Origin of the sequence: Pararhodospirillum photometricum DSM 122, assembly GCF_000284415.1 — a bacterium.
Classification (GTDB): Bacteria; Pseudomonadota; Alphaproteobacteria; order Rhodospirillales; family Rhodospirillaceae; genus Pararhodospirillum; species Pararhodospirillum photometricum.
The window spans coordinates 1,353,438-1,368,089 of sequence record NC_017059.1 but is presented as its reverse complement, the minus strand read 5'-3'; the positions used below and the strand labels follow the sequence as shown (position 1 = coordinate 1,368,089).

13 protein-coding genes, 2 tRNA genes and 1 pseudogene are annotated in these 14,652 nt (G+C 67.4%); 7 read left to right on the top strand and 9 right to left on the bottom strand.

Annotated features, from left to right (window positions below):
• Positions 1-6: 6 nt before the first annotated feature.
• From RSPPHO_RS06015 to RSPPHO_RS05990, 6 genes and pseudogenes are all read left to right on the top strand, one after another.
• Complete coding sequence (locus RSPPHO_RS06015; protein ID WP_014414372.1) at positions 7-1,329, top strand: peptidylprolyl isomerase; 1,323 nt, start codon at positions 7-9, stop codon at positions 1,327-1,329.
• Positions 1,316-2,365, top strand: a complete 1,050-nt coding sequence (gene pdxA / locus RSPPHO_RS06010; protein WP_014414371.1) for a 4-hydroxythreonine-4-phosphate dehydrogenase PdxA — start codon at positions 1,316-1,318, stop codon at positions 2,363-2,365. Before RSPPHO_RS06015 ends, pdxA begins: the two co-directional genes overlap by 14 nt.
• Positions 2,362-3,202: pseudogene (rsmA, locus tag RSPPHO_RS06005) on the top strand (16S rRNA (adenine(1518)-N(6)/adenine(1519)-N(6))-dimethyltransferase RsmA). The gene pdxA and the pseudogene rsmA overlap by 4 nt, the downstream one beginning before the upstream one ends.
• 88 nt (positions 3,203-3,290) lie before the next feature.
• Positions 3,291-4,697, top strand: a complete 1,407-nt coding sequence (locus RSPPHO_RS06000) for a phospholipase effector Tle1 domain-containing protein (protein WP_014414369.1) — start codon at positions 3,291-3,293, stop codon at positions 4,695-4,697.
• Positions 4,698-4,716: 19 nt separating this feature from the next.
• Positions 4,717-5,055: a hypothetical protein gene (locus RSPPHO_RS05995; protein WP_041794601.1), complete on the top strand. Its 339-nt coding sequence runs from the start codon at positions 4,717-4,719 to the stop codon at positions 5,053-5,055.
• Positions 5,052-5,837 carry an alpha/beta fold hydrolase gene (locus tag RSPPHO_RS05990; protein WP_041794598.1) on the top strand — a complete coding sequence of 262 codons (786 nt, stop codon included), beginning with the start codon at positions 5,052-5,054 and terminating at the stop codon, positions 5,835-5,837. Before RSPPHO_RS05995 ends, RSPPHO_RS05990 begins: the two co-directional genes overlap by 4 nt.
• 51 nt (positions 5,838-5,888) lie before the next feature.
• Here the strand turns inward: RSPPHO_RS05990 and RSPPHO_RS05985 are convergent, their stop codons facing one another.
• The 9 genes from RSPPHO_RS05985 to RSPPHO_RS05945 form a co-directional block, all read right to left on the bottom strand.
• A complete protein-coding gene (locus tag RSPPHO_RS05985) occupies positions 5,889-6,680 on the bottom strand; it encodes a DUF2189 domain-containing protein (protein WP_041794595.1) in 792 nt (263 codons plus the stop codon).
• Between the two features lie 205 nt (positions 6,681-6,885).
• Complete coding sequence (locus RSPPHO_RS05980; RefSeq protein ID WP_157879105.1) at positions 6,886-7,146, bottom strand: hypothetical protein; 261 nt, start codon at positions 7,144-7,146, stop codon at positions 6,886-6,888.
• Positions 7,147-7,420: 274 nt separating this feature from the next.
• A tRNA-Asp gene (locus RSPPHO_RS05975) sits at positions 7,421-7,497 on the bottom strand.
• Between the two features lie 37 nt (positions 7,498-7,534).
• Positions 7,535-7,611 (bottom strand) — tRNA-Asp (locus RSPPHO_RS05970).
• Between the two features lie 176 nt (positions 7,612-7,787).
• Positions 7,788-8,345 carry a hypothetical protein gene (locus RSPPHO_RS05965; RefSeq protein WP_014414364.1) on the bottom strand — a complete coding sequence of 186 codons (558 nt, stop codon included), beginning with the start codon at positions 8,343-8,345 and terminating at the stop codon, positions 7,788-7,790.
• Between the two features lie 365 nt (positions 8,346-8,710).
• Entirely contained in the window at positions 8,711-9,262 is a 552-nt protein-coding gene (ppa, locus tag RSPPHO_RS05960) for an inorganic diphosphatase (RefSeq protein WP_041794588.1), read from the bottom strand.
• Between the two features lie 110 nt (positions 9,263-9,372).
• The gene (locus RSPPHO_RS05955) at positions 9,373-10,815 is read right to left on the bottom strand and encodes an AmpG family muropeptide MFS transporter (protein WP_242390578.1); all 1,443 of its coding nucleotides are present in this window, start codon (positions 10,813-10,815) and stop codon (positions 9,373-9,375) included.
• A gap of 62 nt (positions 10,816-10,877) precedes the next feature.
• Complete coding sequence (gene typA / locus RSPPHO_RS05950) at positions 10,878-12,713, bottom strand: translational GTPase TypA (protein ID WP_041794585.1); 1,836 nt, start codon at positions 12,711-12,713, stop codon at positions 10,878-10,880.
• A complete protein-coding gene (locus RSPPHO_RS05945) occupies positions 12,710-13,723 on the bottom strand; it encodes an adenosine kinase (RefSeq protein ID WP_041794576.1) in 1,014 nt (337 codons plus the stop codon). The genes typA and RSPPHO_RS05945 overlap by 4 nt, the downstream gene beginning before the upstream one ends.
• Positions 13,724-13,951: 228 nt before the next feature.
• On the opposite strand from RSPPHO_RS05945, the gene RSPPHO_RS05940 reads away from it, so the two are divergent.
• Complete coding sequence (locus RSPPHO_RS05940) at positions 13,952-14,623, top strand: EI24 domain-containing protein (RefSeq protein WP_041794573.1); 672 nt, start codon at positions 13,952-13,954, stop codon at positions 14,621-14,623.
• The last annotated feature ends 29 nt before the right edge of the window (positions 14,624-14,652 follow it).

The window sequence follows — 14,652 nt, the reverse complement described above, 5'->3', positions numbered from 1 at the left end:
CCCGTCGTGGAGCACTTCGTTTCCCTTCGATCGTTTCCCCGCTCCGGGCGGGCCGCGCTGCTGGGGCTGGCCCTGACCCTGATCCCCCTCCCCCTGGTCTCCCCAGTTCTGGCGGCTTCGGCGACCGGGGCCGACCGACCGGCGGCGGCTCCGACGGCGGGCGCGGAGCGCATCGCGGCGGTGATCAATCAAGATGCCGTGTCCCTGCGCGACTTGAACGCCCGCATGGATATCGTGATGGCGACCAGCCGCCTGCCCAATTCCCCGGAAATCCGCCAGCGCCTCGCGCCCCAGATCCTGCGTGCCCTGATCGACGAAACCCTGAAGCTCCAGGAAGTGGAGCGGGTCAAGATCAGCGTGGGGCCCGAGGACATTGAGCAAGGCGTGAAGCGGCTGGAAGGGCAAAACAACCTGCCACCGGGCGGCCTGCGAAAAGCCTTCAAGGAGGCCGGCCTCGACTGGGGCAGCCTGGAGCGCCAGGTGCGCGCCGAAATGGGGTGGATCAAGGTTGTACAAAAAACCTTGGTTCCACGCGTCAATGTCTCGGATGAGGAAGTTGCGATCTACGAAAACAACCTCAAGCGCAATCTGGGCCAACCCGAGTATCTGGTAGCCGACATCTTTCTCGCCGTCGATGATCCCGCCCAGGATGCCGAGGTCCAAAGCGCCGGAGCCCGTCTGATCGACCAGTTGCGCCAAGGCGCCAACTTCGCCGCCCTCGCCCGGCAGTTCTCGCGCGGGCCCTCCGCCCAAAAAGGCGGCGATCTCGGCTGGGTCGGCCCCGGCGATGTCGATCAGGATCTGTTGGGGGTTCTGGGACAGATGGCGCCGGGGAACCTCTCCCAGCCCATCCGCACCTTTGGCGGCTATCATATCGTGCTGCTGCGGGACCGCCGGCTGGCCGGCCAGCAAAACACCAGCGCATGGCCGATGTCCCGCTTGGTGCTGATTACCCGCGGCCCCCAGGCCGTGAAGGCCGAGGTGCGGCAAAACGCCGAAGCCCGTCTCAAAAACATCCGGGGTTGCGAGGCGTTCGACGCCCTGGCCCGCGAGATTGGCCCGCCCTCGGGCTCCCTGGGGCCGGTGGATCCCCAGCGCCTGCCGCCGCCGATCCGCGACGCGGTGCGCGATTTGCCCGTGGGCCAGCCCTCGCCGCGCTTGAGCGTCGAAGGCGCCGATCTGGTCATGATGGTCTGCGACCGGCCCACGGGCGGCTTGCCCGACCGCAATGCGCTGCACGAGCGTCTGGCCCAGCAAAAGCTCGAAGGCTTGGCCCAGCGCCGGTTGCGCGACCTTCGCCAGCAGGCCCTGATCGATGTGCGGATCTGAGGCGGCGCCGTTGCTCGCCCTGAGCATGGGCGAGCCGGCTGGCATCGGCGGCGAGATCGCCCTGATGGCCTGGAGCCGCCGGGCCGACGCGCTGCCGCCCTTCGTCCTGATCGCCGATCCCGACTGGATCCAGGGCATCGCCCAGGCCCTCGGTCTGGGGCCGGTCGCGGTCGTGGACCACCCGGCCGCCGCCCGCGCCGTGTTCGACCGCGCCCTGCCCGTGCTGCCGATATCCCGGGGCTTGGCCCAACCGGTTTTGCCCGGCCAGGGCACCGCAGCCAATGCGCCCGCGGTGCAGGCGTGCCTGGAGGCGGCGGTGGCCCTGTGTGCCGAGGGCGCCGTGGAGGGCCTTGTCACCTTGCCGCTGCACAAGCGCCTGATGCAAGAGGGTGGCTTTGCCTATCCCGGGCATACCGAGTTTCTGGGGGTGTTGGCCCAACGCCACTGGCCTGGGGCGCCCTGTCAGCCCGTGATGATGCTGGCGTGCCCCGGCTTGCGGGTGGTGCCGGTCACGGTGCATATCTCGGTGCGTCGCGCCCTTGATCAGCTCACGCCGGCGCTGATCGAGACCACCGCCCACCTGACGGCGGCGGCCTTGACCCGCGACTTCGGGCTGGTTCGTCCGCGTCTGGCGGTGGCCGGCCTCAACCCTCATGCCGGGGAAGACGGCACCTTGGGGACCGAGGACCGCGACGTGATTGCCCCGGCGGTGGCCGCGTTGCGCGCGGCTGGGCTCGACGTGCGCGGCCCCCTGCCGGCTGATACCTTGTTTCATGCCGAGGCCCGCGCCGACTACGACGTGGCCCTGTGCATGCTCCACGACCAAGCCCTGATCCCGATCAAGACCCTGGATTTTCATGGAGGGGTCAACGTGACGCTGGGCCTGCCCTTTGTGCGGACCTCGCCCGACCACGGGACCGCCTTTGGCCTGGCCGGCCAGGGCACCGCCCGTCCCGACAGCCTGATGGCGGCCTTGCGCCTTGCGGCCGAGATGGCCCGCCACCGGCGCTTCCCCCCTGCCCCGGAGGCCGCGTGAGCCCGGATACGCTTGATGCCCTGCCGCCCCTGCGCGAGGTGATCGCCCGCCACGGGCTCGATGCCCGCAAGGCGTTGGGGCAAAAATTTCCTGTTTGACCTCAACCTCACGGGCCGTATCGCTCGGGCGGCCGGAGCACTGGACCAGGGATCGGTCATCGAGATTGGCCCCGGGCCCGGCGGCCTGACCCGGGCCCTGCTGGCCCACGGGGCCCGCGAGGTGATCGCCATTGAACGCGACCCCCGTTGTTTGGGGGCCCTGGCCGAGATTGATCAGGCCTGCCCCGGCCGACTAAGCGTGATCCAGGGCGACGCCCTGAGCGTGGACGTGGCCCACTTGGGCGAGGCGCCCCGCCGCATTGTGGCCAACCTGCCTTATAACGTGGCCACGCCGCTGCTGTTGGGCTGGCTCAAGCACGCCACCGCCTTCGAGTGCTTGGTGCTGATGTTCCAAAAGGAGGTCGTGGACCGTCTGGCCGCGCGCCCCGACACCAAGGACTATGGACGCCTGTCGGTGATCACTCAGTGGCTGTGCCGGGTCACGCCCCAGTTCGAGGTTCACCCCAAGGCCTTCGTGCCGCCGCCCGCCGTGACCTCCACCGTGGTACGCCTCGACCCTCGGCCCGAGCCCCTGGCGCCGGCCCGTCTGGAGACCTTGGAGCGCGTCACGGCAGCCGCCTTTGGCCAACGACGCAAGATGCTGCGGACCAGCCTCAAGCCTTTGGGCGATCCGGTCGCCTTGTGCGCCGCCGCCGGGTTGGACCCGACCGCCCGCGCCGAGACCATCCCGGTCGAAGGCTTCGCCGCCCTGGCCCGCGCCGTGGACGAGGAAGCCTGACCCCAACGAAACCGAAGAGTCCGGGGAGGTCGCGCCTTCCCGGCCTGCTTTTGGGGCAAGGGCATGAAAGGACGCAACGGGAGACAGCATGGCCCATCTGATCGTGTGTTGCGACGGCCTGTGGCACCGGGCCGGGGGGAATGGCGACCCGTCCCCCACCACGAACGTGACCCGTCTTTATCAGGCGCTGGCCGACACCACCGCCCAGGGCGAGCCACAACGCCGCGTGCTGATCGCGGGACCCGGCCGCCCCCCCCGGGGACGTCCCTGGGGCGCCCCGACCGACCTGCTGGGCCCGTCTGTGCTGGCCGGCCTGTCCTGGCTGGGGGAAACCTTCCAGCCGGGCGACCGCATCTTTCTGGTGGGCCTGAGCCAAGGCGCCACCATCGCCCGCACCCTCGCCGCCCTGATCGTCCGCTATGGCCTGCCCACCGCCCGGCACCTGGAGACGGGGCCCACGCTGCTCGCCGCCTACCGGGCCCGCACCCCGCTGCCCGAGGGCTGCCCGCCCCCCTATCCCGCCGACATCCACTTTCTCGGCGTGTGGGAAACCTTGGGACCGCTCGGCATCCCGCTGGACTCCGCGCTTTGGGGGATCGGGGCCTTCCCCACGCGGGAGACCTTTGCCGATGACCGTCTGAGCGATCGGGTGCGTCACGCCTGCCAGGCCTTCGCCCTCGACGAAACCCGCAGCCCCCCGGCGCCGTGGAGCAACGTCGCGGCTCGGCGCACCGTCTCCCAGCTCTGGTTTCCTGGCACCCACGAGGACGTGGGCGGCGCGCTCGGCCAAACCAGCCTGTCCAATGCCGCGCTGGCCTGGATGATGGAGCAGGCGGCGGCCTGTGGTCTGGCGCTGCGTGGCGACCCCCGCCCCGTCGAGGGCGGGCCGCTCCCCATCCGCGCCAGCCAGAACGGCGCGCCGCGGGCCGTGCCCTGCTTCGCCGACCCCCAGGCCCCCCTCCACCCCCTGGCCCGCGCCCGCCACACGGCACCGCCCGATCCCACGACGCCCTATTGGCCGACCCGGATCCTCGCTGCCGGCGAAACCCAGCGGGTGGAGGTGGACGCCGCCTGCCCCTGGACCCCCACCGGGCTGTGGCTGGAAGCCGGGCGCTTGTATCGGGTCGAGGCCACGGGACGCTGGCATCTGGGGCTGTTGACCTGTGGCCCTGGCGGGATCAGCGACAACGGCTCCCACACTGTCACCCCGGGCCAACTCGTCTCGCACGCCCTGGCGACGCTGGGCCGGGTCTGGCACCACCATATGGGCCAGTCCTTGCCCCCCCTGCCGGGGACCCGACGGGCCCCCACCTTGCCCTGGGGGAGCTTGGTCGGGCACATTCCCGGCGACGACGGCGGGGAAACCCTGGCTCTTGGGGCCACGGGCATGGTGGAACCGCGCACGGCGGGGTATTTGTATGTCTTTGCCAACACCGCTCGCGGCCTTTCTGGCCCCCGCTCGGGCAGCCTGACCCTTGACATCACCGCCCTCTGAGATCGGGAGATCGCCGCTCGTGTTCCGCTTCGCTCCGGCCCTTGTCCTGGCCCTGCCCCTGCTGGCGGGAGGCTGCGCCAGCGAGCCTTTCGTCGATTACGTCCAAATCCGCGAGCGCTCGACCGTGGCCCTGCCCATGCGGGGCACCGCAACCATTGCCGCCGTCTGTTACAGCGGGAACGAGGCGGCCCAGGCCAAAACCCTCCAGGCCCTGGCGGATGCCCATTGCGCCAAGGACAACAAAAAGGCTCGCTACCACCTCACGGAGCGGTATGGCTGCACGTGGCTCGCTCCCCACGTGGCGTTCTTTACCTGCGTCGAGCCGGCCCCGCCGCCTCCGGGAGAGGCCCCGTCGTGAGCGAGCCGCTGACCCTGGCCGCCACCCGCCTTGGCCATGGTCGGCCGGTGGTGATCTTGCATGGCCTGTTCGGCAGGGGGCGCAACTGGCGGGCCATCGCCGGTCGGCTGCAAGATCTCGCCAGCCTCCACCTGCTTGACGCTCGCAACCATGGCGACTCGCCGTGGAGCGACGTCATGACCTATCCCGCCCTGGCTGGGGATGTCGCGGCCTACATCGAGGCCCATGGCCTGGAGCGGCCGGTGGTGATCGGTCATTCCATGGGCGGCAAAACCGCCATGACCTTGGCCCTGACCCGGCCCACGCTGGTGGGGGCGCTGGGCGTGATCGATATCAGTCCCGGGGTGTCCCCCGGCCGGGCCACCTTGGACGCGGTGATCGCTGCCTTGCAGGCTCTGCCGGTCGATCTGCCCAGCCGTGAGGCCGCCAACACCTTGTTGGCCCCCTCCCTCCCCGACCCCGCGTTGCGGGCCTTTTTGCTGCAAAACCTGGGGCGCGAGGATGGCGGCTGGCGCTGGCACCTCAACCTGCCCGCCTTGCGGGCGGCGGTGCCGGCGCTTAGTGGGTTTCCTGACGTTGGCGACCAGGCCGCATGGCCGGGACCCACGCTGGTCGTGCGCGGCGAACGGAGCGACTACGTGCCCGACAGCGATCGGGACGCCCTTCGCCGTTTGTTTCCGACGGCCCGGGTGGTGACGGTGAAAAACGCCGGGCACTGGGTGCATGCCGAGCAGCCCGAGACCGTGGTCCAGGTGCTGCGGGGGTTCTTAGAGCGGGGGTAAAGGGGGAAGGCTGGGAAAGCGCGGCCTCCCCCCCCTTCCCTTCCGGGGACCCTACGCCGGGTCGGGAAACTCGACCAACGAGCGATAGGCGTGCCAGGAGGCGTGGCCGACCAGCATCAAGGCCGGCACCAAGCCGATCAGCCCCATCATCAAGCCTGCGCCGACAAACAAGGCGATCAAGGCGGCCCAGGCGGCGAGAGGCGCCGGATTGGCCCGCACCACCCGCAAGGACAGGTGCGCGGCCCGGAAGAAGTCCCACCGCTGGTCAATCATCACCGGCAAGGCGATGACCCCGATCACGAAAGCCACCACGGCAAACGCCCCGCCCACCCCAGCGCTCACCGCCACAAACACGGCGCCATCCAAGGTCGTCAAGGTTTCGTGGACCAGATCGGCCCACGAGGGCCCGACATACGGGAAGGACAGGGCAAACAGCACCGCGACAAAGCGCAGCCACGCCAGCAGCAGCAAGGTAAAGGTCAAGCCGGCAAACAGCAGGCCTTGGGGAGCGCGGCGAAAGGCCAGCAGAGCAGCGAACGGTTGGGGGGGACCGCCGGCCTCCACGATCCGGCTGATTTCGTAAAGGCCCGTGCCCAGCACCGGCCCCACCAGGAGAAAGCCGCCCATCATCGGCAAGATGGCCCAGGCCATGTCGAGGAGCAGCAAGCCCCCGGTCACGCCAAAGCCCAACAGCACGAACAGGGCGCTGTAGAGCAAGCTGGAGAAGGGGGCCGCGCAGATATCGGCCCAAGCCCGGTCAAGCCAGCCCCAGACGGCCCTGACGGTCACGGTGTTGAGGCGATAGGGCGGCTCGGGCGAAGAGGCGGGGCGGTGGTCGGTCATGGCCGTCTCCCTGGTCGCGCCGGGCGCAGGGACCGGGCCCGGCAGTCCGTGGCCATGGATATGGGCAGCACGGGAGCGGGGGAAAAGGGCTGGGGGCCTTTGGGGCGCAAGGACAATGATAAAAACGGAGGGGAAAGGGAAAAATAAGGCGGGCGAGGCGGGCCTCCCCAGGCCCCTTCGGTCCATGGGGGATGCGATGGGGGGATTAGACTGGGGAGAGGGTGACGTGGGCGGCGATGGCGGCGCTTACGGTGATCTCCTGGCCCTTGACCCGCAGAACCCAGGCCCCAGGCTCGCGTCCGACAACCAGCAAGGCCGCGCCGCTGGGGATGCCCGGCAGCCCGGTGCTCAGTCGCCACACCGAGCCGGCCGGCGCCTCGTTCAACGGGATGTCGCGGCACCGACGGGCCCGTTCCACCCAGGCCAGGGCGTGTTGGGTCCGGCGCGTCATCGTGGTTTCTCGCATGAGGGGTCCCCCCGGGCGCCCAAGCAAAATGACCCCCCGCCCGGCCAGGCGCCAACCAGGGCGGGGGGTCCCGATCCCCCCTACCGCCGACCGGCCCGGCCCTGGGGATCACGCTGCGCTGGAGCAGGAGGCTCCCCCCTGTCCACCCCCTGACCGTACTGAAAGTGAGAGTTGCTCGCAACTCCTGAGCGGCCGCGCCGCCCGGAATTGGGTTCACACCGTCTCGCCGCGCCCACAACAAAAAAGGCCGCCCACCGGCGGCCTTCTTGCAAACTGGCGCGAGTGACGGGACTTGAACCCGCGACCTCTGGCGTGACAGGCCAGCGCTCTAACCAACTGAGCTACACCCGCAAAGAGACACTCCCGACCGGAGAGCCTTTAAAAAAACTGGCGCGAGTGACGGGACTTGAACCCGCGACCTCTGGCGTGACAGGCCAGCGCTCTAACCAACTGAGCTACACCCGCTTCGTTCCGAGGGGCCGGTAAGTATCCGGCTTTGGCGGATCAGGCAAGCCCCTATTTTTGCAAAGGAGCATTTTTTTTGAAACCGTGGGGAGAGACCCCCTCAAAAAGCCAAAAGCCCGGACACTGACCGGGACCGTGAGAGACCTGGACGCTGGACGGACATTCTGTCCGGGGGGTCAGGCTTCCACTTCGACGGCGCGACCGAGAGGACCGGCGCTGCGGGCCGGGGCGCTGGTGGTGGGGTCGGGGCTGGCGGCGGTGTCACGCACCGGCAGGCTGGCCACGACCGAGGGAAAGGCTTGGCTCAAAGCGGCGGCGGCCACAACGCCGACAGCCTGCACATCCTTGACGTTCCCCCCATCGACCTCAACGATCTGCCGCTGGGCCAGAAAGTCTTCCAAGGCGCGCTGTTGCTGCTCGGTGAGGCCGACATCGTGGGCCTCCTTGCCGCGCAAATACGCTTCGATCTGCTCGCGGGAAGGAACCTGAAAGTTGAAATCCTCGCCGTACGTGAACTGGGTAACGCTCACATAAAAGTTGGGATCGAGGATGATTTTGGTATCAAGGTTATAGGTATCCCCGGTACTTTCAGCGGTGGCGCCAACGCCGGAAGCAGAGGGAAGGGCGCTTTCTTGCTCGGTGGGGATGGGGATGGGCTCTTGTCGAAACGAGCCTGCGTAGGCTTGCTGCGTCAAGGCAGCGCCGCCCAGTCCAATGTCCTGTCCAGCGTCCATGGCTTTTCTTGCCTCCGTTTAGACTGGAGACAGAATGCCAGAAAGCGAGCAAAGGCGCAAGAGTACCCCCGCACGCCAGCCGAAGGCCAGGGAAGCGTGGAGCGGAAGGAAACGACTGCCGCGAGGATGATCTCTGACGGGGTCAGAGGAGTGGAGACGGGTCGTGGTGACCTGTCGTTTTGCTACGCCTTCTTCTTGCCGACTCCCCCTCTTTTCCACCCGATTTTGAGCCGGTTTCGGCTCTTGAGGATCCGGGAACAACCGGACCTTCTTTCTTTGGAATTTGTTATGAGTACCGCGCGCATCGTTCAGAGTCGAGCCGAAAGTGAGCGGAGTCCGGGGAGGTGCCCCTCCCCGGCACTGGTTTACTCGCCCTTCAGCTGGGCCTCGGCTTCGGCATGGCGCTTGATGCCCTGCTCCACGCATTCCCAGGCTTCCTTGTAATCGCCCCAGCCCAGGATCTTGACCCACTTGCCTTCTTCCAGATCCTTGTAGTGGGCGAAGAAGTGCTCGATGCGCCGCAGCTCGATGGGCCGCACGTCGCCGAAGTTGAACACATTGTCGTGGTAGGGATGCAAGGAAGAGTGGGGAACCCCCAGGATCTTCTCGTCGCGCCCGGCCTCGTCTTCCATGTGCAGCACGCCGATCGGCCGGGTGCGCAGGACCGAGCCCACCGCCACCGGGATACGACCAATGACCAGCACATCCACCGGGTCGCCATCGTCGGCCAGGGTGTGGGGAACGAAGCCATAGTTACAGGGATATTGCATGGCCGTGTGCAAGAAACGGTCCACGTACATGGCCCCCGATTCCTTGTCCACCTCATACTTCACCGGGTCGGCCAGCATCGGAATTTCGATGATGACGTTAATGTCCTTGGGCGGATTCTTGCCGACGGGGATCTTCTTGATATCCATGGGTCCAACAGTCCTTACAGGATCAGGCGAGGCGCGCACTGTAGCGCCGAATTGTGCGGTGCGAAAGAGCGCCGCAAGAAGAGGGGTACTGCAAAATCACCGGGGTCACCTCACGACACGCGCCCCGCCGGCGGCGCCAGTCGGGCCGCCAGCCAGACCAGCCCCAAGACAGGCACGCCCAACACGGCCGTGCCAATAAAGAAGGGCCCGTAGCCCTGGGCATCGACCACCGCGCCGCCGTAGCCGGCGAGGATCTTGGGCCCCAGGGTCATAAGCGAACTGAACAGCGCATATTGCATGGCGGTAAAGCGAACGCTGGTCAGCGATGAGAGATACGCAACAAAAGCCGCCCCGGCCAGACCCGCGGCCAGATTGTCGGCAACAATGGCCMCCAGCAACAAAACGGTGTCCCCCGGCCGGGTGGCCAAAACGGCGAACACCACGTTGGTCGCGGCCGAGAGCACGGCGCCGACAAACAAGGACCTCATGACGCCCAGGCGAACCGCGCTCACACCGCCGACAAAGCCCCCCAGCAAGGTTGCGGCCAATCCCCAAACCTTGGTGTAGGTGGCGATCTGGTCCTTGGTAAACCCCATGTCCACGTAAAAGACCGTGGCAATCGCCCCCATGACGATGTCGGCCACCCGATAGGAGCCGATCAGAGCCAGGATGAGAACGGCAAGGCGGCCATGGCGCGCAAAAAAATCGGCGATCGGCGCCACATAGGTTTCGGCCACATGGCGCTTCGAGGCCAGCCCCAGCGCCACCAGCGCCCAGGCCGCCGCCGCCGCCGCCACTCCCGACCCCACAAAGCGCGCCACCTCGCCCCAAAAGCCAGACCAGACCCCGGCCAGCGCGACAAAACTTGCCAAAAAGGCCCCCGCCGCCAAACCGACCACCGCCAGTACCCGCAACTGGTCGCCCACCGACGCGGGCGCCGGCACCTCTCGCAGCGGTTCGGGCATCACTAAGGTGGTGAGCAAACCGACTCCCATGCCCGCCGCCATGGCCCGATAGACCCACGCCCAGGCCTCAGGGGCATAGGTGCCGGCCGGCTCCAAGGCCGAGGCCAGCCATAAGGCTCCGGCCCCCGACACCAGCATGGCCAAACGATAGCCGGCCACATACATCGCCGACATCATGGACTGCTTTTCCGGCTCGGCCGCCTCAATGCGGTAGGCGTCAATCACGATGTCCTGGGTGGCCGAGGCAAAGCCCAAAAGCACGGCGCCCACCGCCACCGGCACCAGCGACGAGGCCGGATCAAAGCTGGCCATGCCCAGCAGGCTCGCCACAATCATCCCCTGGGCCAGCAGCAACCAGCCGCGCCGACGCCCCAGCCGGCCCAGGAGCGGCAGGCGCAGACGATCGACCAACGGGGCCCAGACGAACTTGAAGGAATAGGCGAGCGCGGCCCAGCTCAACAGCGTGACCGTGGCCCGGTCGATCCCGGCTTCGCGCAGCCACACCGACAGCGTGCTGAACACCAGCATAAGCGGCAGACCGGCGGAAAAACCGAGAAAAAGCATGCGCACGACGACCGGCGAGGTCATCAAGGCCAGGGAAACCCGGGAAGGCGAGCCCTTCCCGGATCCAGAGGTGTCGTCGGCCGACGTCATGCGGCGGCGGAACGGGAGCGGCGCTTGCGCTCGTTGGGATCAAGCCAGCGCTTGCGCAGGCGGATGGACTTGGGCGTCACCTCGACCAGTTCATCGTCTTGGATGTAGGCCAGGGCCTGCTCCAGGCTCATGCGCACCGGGGGCACCAAGCGGATGGCTTCGTCCTTGCCGGCGGCGCGGATGTTGGTGAGCTGCTTGCCCTTGAGCACATTGACATCAAGGTCATTGCCGCGATTGTGCTCGCCGACGATCATGCCCTCGTAGACCTTGGTGCCGGGCTCGATGAACATCGGGCCGCGGTCTTGCAGGTTGAACAAGGCATAGGCCACGGCGTCGCCGGTGCCGTTGGCGATCAGCACGCCCTCACGCCGGCCCTCGATGGTCCCGCGGTAGGGGCCATAGCTGTGGAACAGGCGGTTCATGATGCCGGTGCCGCGGGTGTCGGTCAGGAACTCGCCGTGGTAGCCGATCAGGCCACGCGACGGGGCCAGAAACACCAAGCGGGTCTTGCCGCCGCCCGAGGGCTTCATTTCGGTCATCTCAGCCTTGCGCAGCGCCATCTTTTCGACGACCACGCCCGAGAATTCCTCATCGACGTCCACCACCACTTCCTCGATGGGCTCCAGACGCTGACCGTTTTCGTCGGTCTGGAACAAAACACGCGGACGCGAGATGGAGAGTTCAAAGCCTTCGCGGCGCATCACCTCGATGAGCACGCCCAACTGGAGTTCGCCACGCCCGGCGACCTCGAAGGCGTCCTTGTCTTCGGTTTCGCGGATACGGATGGCGACGTTGCCCTCGGATTCGCGGGCCAGACGCGCGGCAATGACGCGGCTGGTCAGCTTGTCGCCTTCCAGGCCGGCCAGCGGCGAGTCGTTGACCGAGAAGGTCATGGCCAGGGTCGGCGGGTCGATGGGCAGGGCGGCCAGGGGCGTCTCGACCTCGATGGCGCACAAGGTGTCGGCCACGGTCGCCTTGGTGATGCCAGCCAGCGCGATGATGTCGCCGGCCTCGACCTCTTCCACCGGCACGCGGGCCAAGCCACGGAAGGACAGGAGCTTGGAGGCCCGGCCCTGTTCCAGCAGCTTGCCATCGTGCGAGAGCGCCTTGATGGGCATGTTGACGCGAGCCCGCCCGGTCATGATCCGGCCCGTGAGCACGCGGCCCAGGTACGGATCATACTCCAAGGTGGTGGCCAGCATGGTGAACGGAGCATCGAGCACGCGCTCGGGCGCCGGCACGTGGTCGTGGATAAGCTGGAACAGGGGCTGAAGGGTCTTGCCCTCGGTGCCGCCCTCGATCTCCTCCAGCTCCGTGACCGCCCAGCCGCTGCGCCCGGAGGCGTAGAGGGTGGGGAAATCAAGTTGGTCCTCGTTGGCGCCCAGGTTGGCGAACAGATCGAAGATTTCGTCGTGGACCTCGTAGGCCCGGGCATCCGGGCGGTCCACCTTGTTGATCACGACGATGGGGCGCAGACCCAGGGCCAGCGCCTTGCCCAGCACGAACTTGGTCTGGGGCAGCGGGCCTTCGGCGGCGTCCACGAGCAAGAGCACGCCGTCCACCATCGAGAGGATCCGCTCGACCTCGCCGCCGAAGTCGGCGTGGCCCGGGGTATCGACGATGTTGATGCGCACGCCCTGCCAGTCCACCGAGGTGCACTTGGCCAAAATGGTGATGCCGCGCTCTTTTTCCAGATCATTGGAATCCATGGCGCGTTCTTCAACGCGCTGGTTGTCGCGAAAGGCGCCGCTCTGGCGCAGCAGGGCATCAACCAGGGTTGTCTTGCCGTGGTCAACGTGGGCGATGATGGCGATGTTACGCAAGGTGGTCATGCGGGAGTTCCGTTCAGGCCCAGGACGTCGTTGACCAGGGCGGCAAGAGAGTCCACGGCCGGCCGAGCGCCGACGTGGGAGACCACCTCGGCGGCGGTCACGGCACCGACACGGGCACAGTCGGCCGGCGCATAGCCCCGGCACAGACCCCACAGGAAGCCGGCGGCGAACAGATCGCCGGCGCCGGTGGTATCCACGAGGGTCGTCACCGGATGGGCCGGGACGTCGCACACGGTGTCGGGCAAAACGACGCGGCAGCCTTGGCTGCCCCGGGTGATCGCGGCGATGGCGCAGCGTCCCTGGAGCGCCTGGGTGGCGGCGTCGATGGAAGAGGTGTCGGTCAGGGCCAGGGCCTCCGACTCGTTGGCAAACAAGATGTCAACGTGGTTGTCGAGCAACTCGATGAAGTCGGCCTTGTGCCGCCCGACGCAAAAGGGATCGGACAGCGACAGGGCAAAGCGCCGGCCGGCGGCGCGGGTGTGATCGGCGGCCAGCCGGATAGCGTCCTTGGCCGCCGGCATGTCCCACTGATAGCCCTCGACGTAGGTGATGGCGGCGTCGCGAATGACGCTTTCGTCGATATCCTGGGGGCCCAGGCAGGTGCAGGCCCCGAGAAAGGTGTTCATGGTCCGCTCGGCATCGGGCGAGACCAAGATCAGGCTGCGCGCCGTCGCCGGCCCCTCGGTGAGGGGCACCGTAGGATAATACACGCCACTGGCCGTGATGTCGTGGCGGAAGATGCGCCCCAGGGCATCGTCTTTCACTTTGCCAATGTACGCGACGCGCGCCCCGAGAGAGGCGAGGCCCGCGATGGTATTGGCCGCCGAGCCCCCGGAGATCTCAACGCCCGGCCCCATGGCGCCATACAGCGTCTCGGCGCGCGCCTCATCGATGAGGGTCATGCCCCCTTTGGGCAGGCCCTGGGCCTCGAGAAATGCGTCATCGGCATGGGCCAGCACATCGACGATGGCGTTGCCGATCCCGGCAACGTCGAAACGGGGTTCCGCCATGGGTCCTCTCGGGGTTAGGTAAGGTCGTCGGGGCCCGGCGAGCGCGAGCCCCGCCCGCGCGCAAATGCGGGCGGCTGTCGTTGACCGCGCAGTATACCGACCGCGCGCCGAACCACAAGGGCGGGGCGGGGTTTGGACCGATCTTTCTCTTGACAAGAGTCGTTCCAAGGCGTCCCCGTGCCCGTGAACCACCTTTTTCCCCTTCTAGCCGCCACGAGAGGCCCCGCCATGTTTGTTGCCCTGTCTCGCGCCTTTGCCCAGCTTCCCGACCCAAGACTGCGCCGGGTCCTCTTGCGCTCGGTGGGATTGACCTTGCTCGGGGTCGTGCTGCTGGGCGTGGGGGCGGCGGTTGGGGTGGATCTGCTGCAAACCACCGGCATCGGCTGGCTGGAGACCGCGCTGGACGGCTTGGCCGGCCTGGGGGTCATGGCCTTGACGCTGGTCTTTTTTCCCTCCCTGGTGGCGGTGATGGCCGGGTTGTTCCTGGACGAGGTGGCCGATGCCGTGGAGGCGCGTTACTACCCGGCCCTGGGGCAACCGCGCCGCGTGCCTTTAGGCGAGGGGGTGCGCCTCGCCGGGCGGTTTGCCTTGATCAGCCTGGGATTGAATCTGGTGGCTTTGCCGTTGTATCTGATCCCGGGGGTGAACATGGTTTTGTTCTACGGGCTCAACGGCTATCTGATTTCGCGGGAATTTTTTGAGCAGGCCGCGCATCGTCGCTTGCCCCCCGCCGAAGCTCGGGCCTTGCGCAAGCGCCATCAGGGACAGGTGTGGGCTTTGGGCGCCGTTCTGGCTTTCCTTGGCACCCTCCCGGGGCTAAACCTGTTGCTGCCGCTCGTGGGCACGGCCTGCCTTGTGCACTTGGTGGAGCGCTTGCGTCCGGCTGGCTCCCCGTCCTGACCAAACAAGTAGAGTCTTGACCGAAGAGA

Excerpts from the sequence above, each read along its gene's own strand:
- pdxA (WP_014414371.1), top strand. The coding sequence starts at position 1,316 with ATGTGCGGATCTGAGGCGGCGCCGTTGCTCGCCCTGAGCATGGGCGAG.
- RSPPHO_RS06000 (WP_014414369.1), top strand. The coding sequence starts at position 3,291 with ATGGCCCATCTGATCGTGTGTTGCGACGGCCTGTGGCACCGGGCCGGG.
- RSPPHO_RS05985 (WP_041794595.1), bottom strand. The coding sequence starts at position 6,680 with ATGACCGACCACCGCCCCGCCTCTTCGCCCGAGCCGCCCTATCGCCTC.
- RSPPHO_RS05980 (WP_157879105.1), bottom strand. The coding sequence starts at position 7,146 with ATGCGAGAAACCACGATGACGCGCCGGACCCAACACGCCCTGGCCTGG.
- RSPPHO_RS05965 (WP_014414364.1), bottom strand. The coding sequence starts at position 8,345 with ATGGACGCTGGACAGGACATTGGACTGGGCGGCGCTGCCTTGACGCAG.
- ppa (WP_041794588.1), bottom strand. The coding sequence starts at position 9,262 with ATGGATATCAAGAAGATCCCCGTCGGCAAGAATCCGCCCAAGGACATT.
- typA (WP_041794585.1), bottom strand. The coding sequence starts at position 12,713 with ATGACCACCTTGCGTAACATCGCCATCATCGCCCACGTTGACCACGGC.
- RSPPHO_RS05945 (WP_041794576.1), bottom strand. The coding sequence starts at position 13,723 with ATGGCGGAACCCCGTTTCGACGTTGCCGGGATCGGCAACGCCATCGTC.
- RSPPHO_RS05940 (WP_041794573.1), top strand. The coding sequence starts at position 13,952 with ATGTTTGTTGCCCTGTCTCGCGCCTTTGCCCAGCTTCCCGACCCAAGA.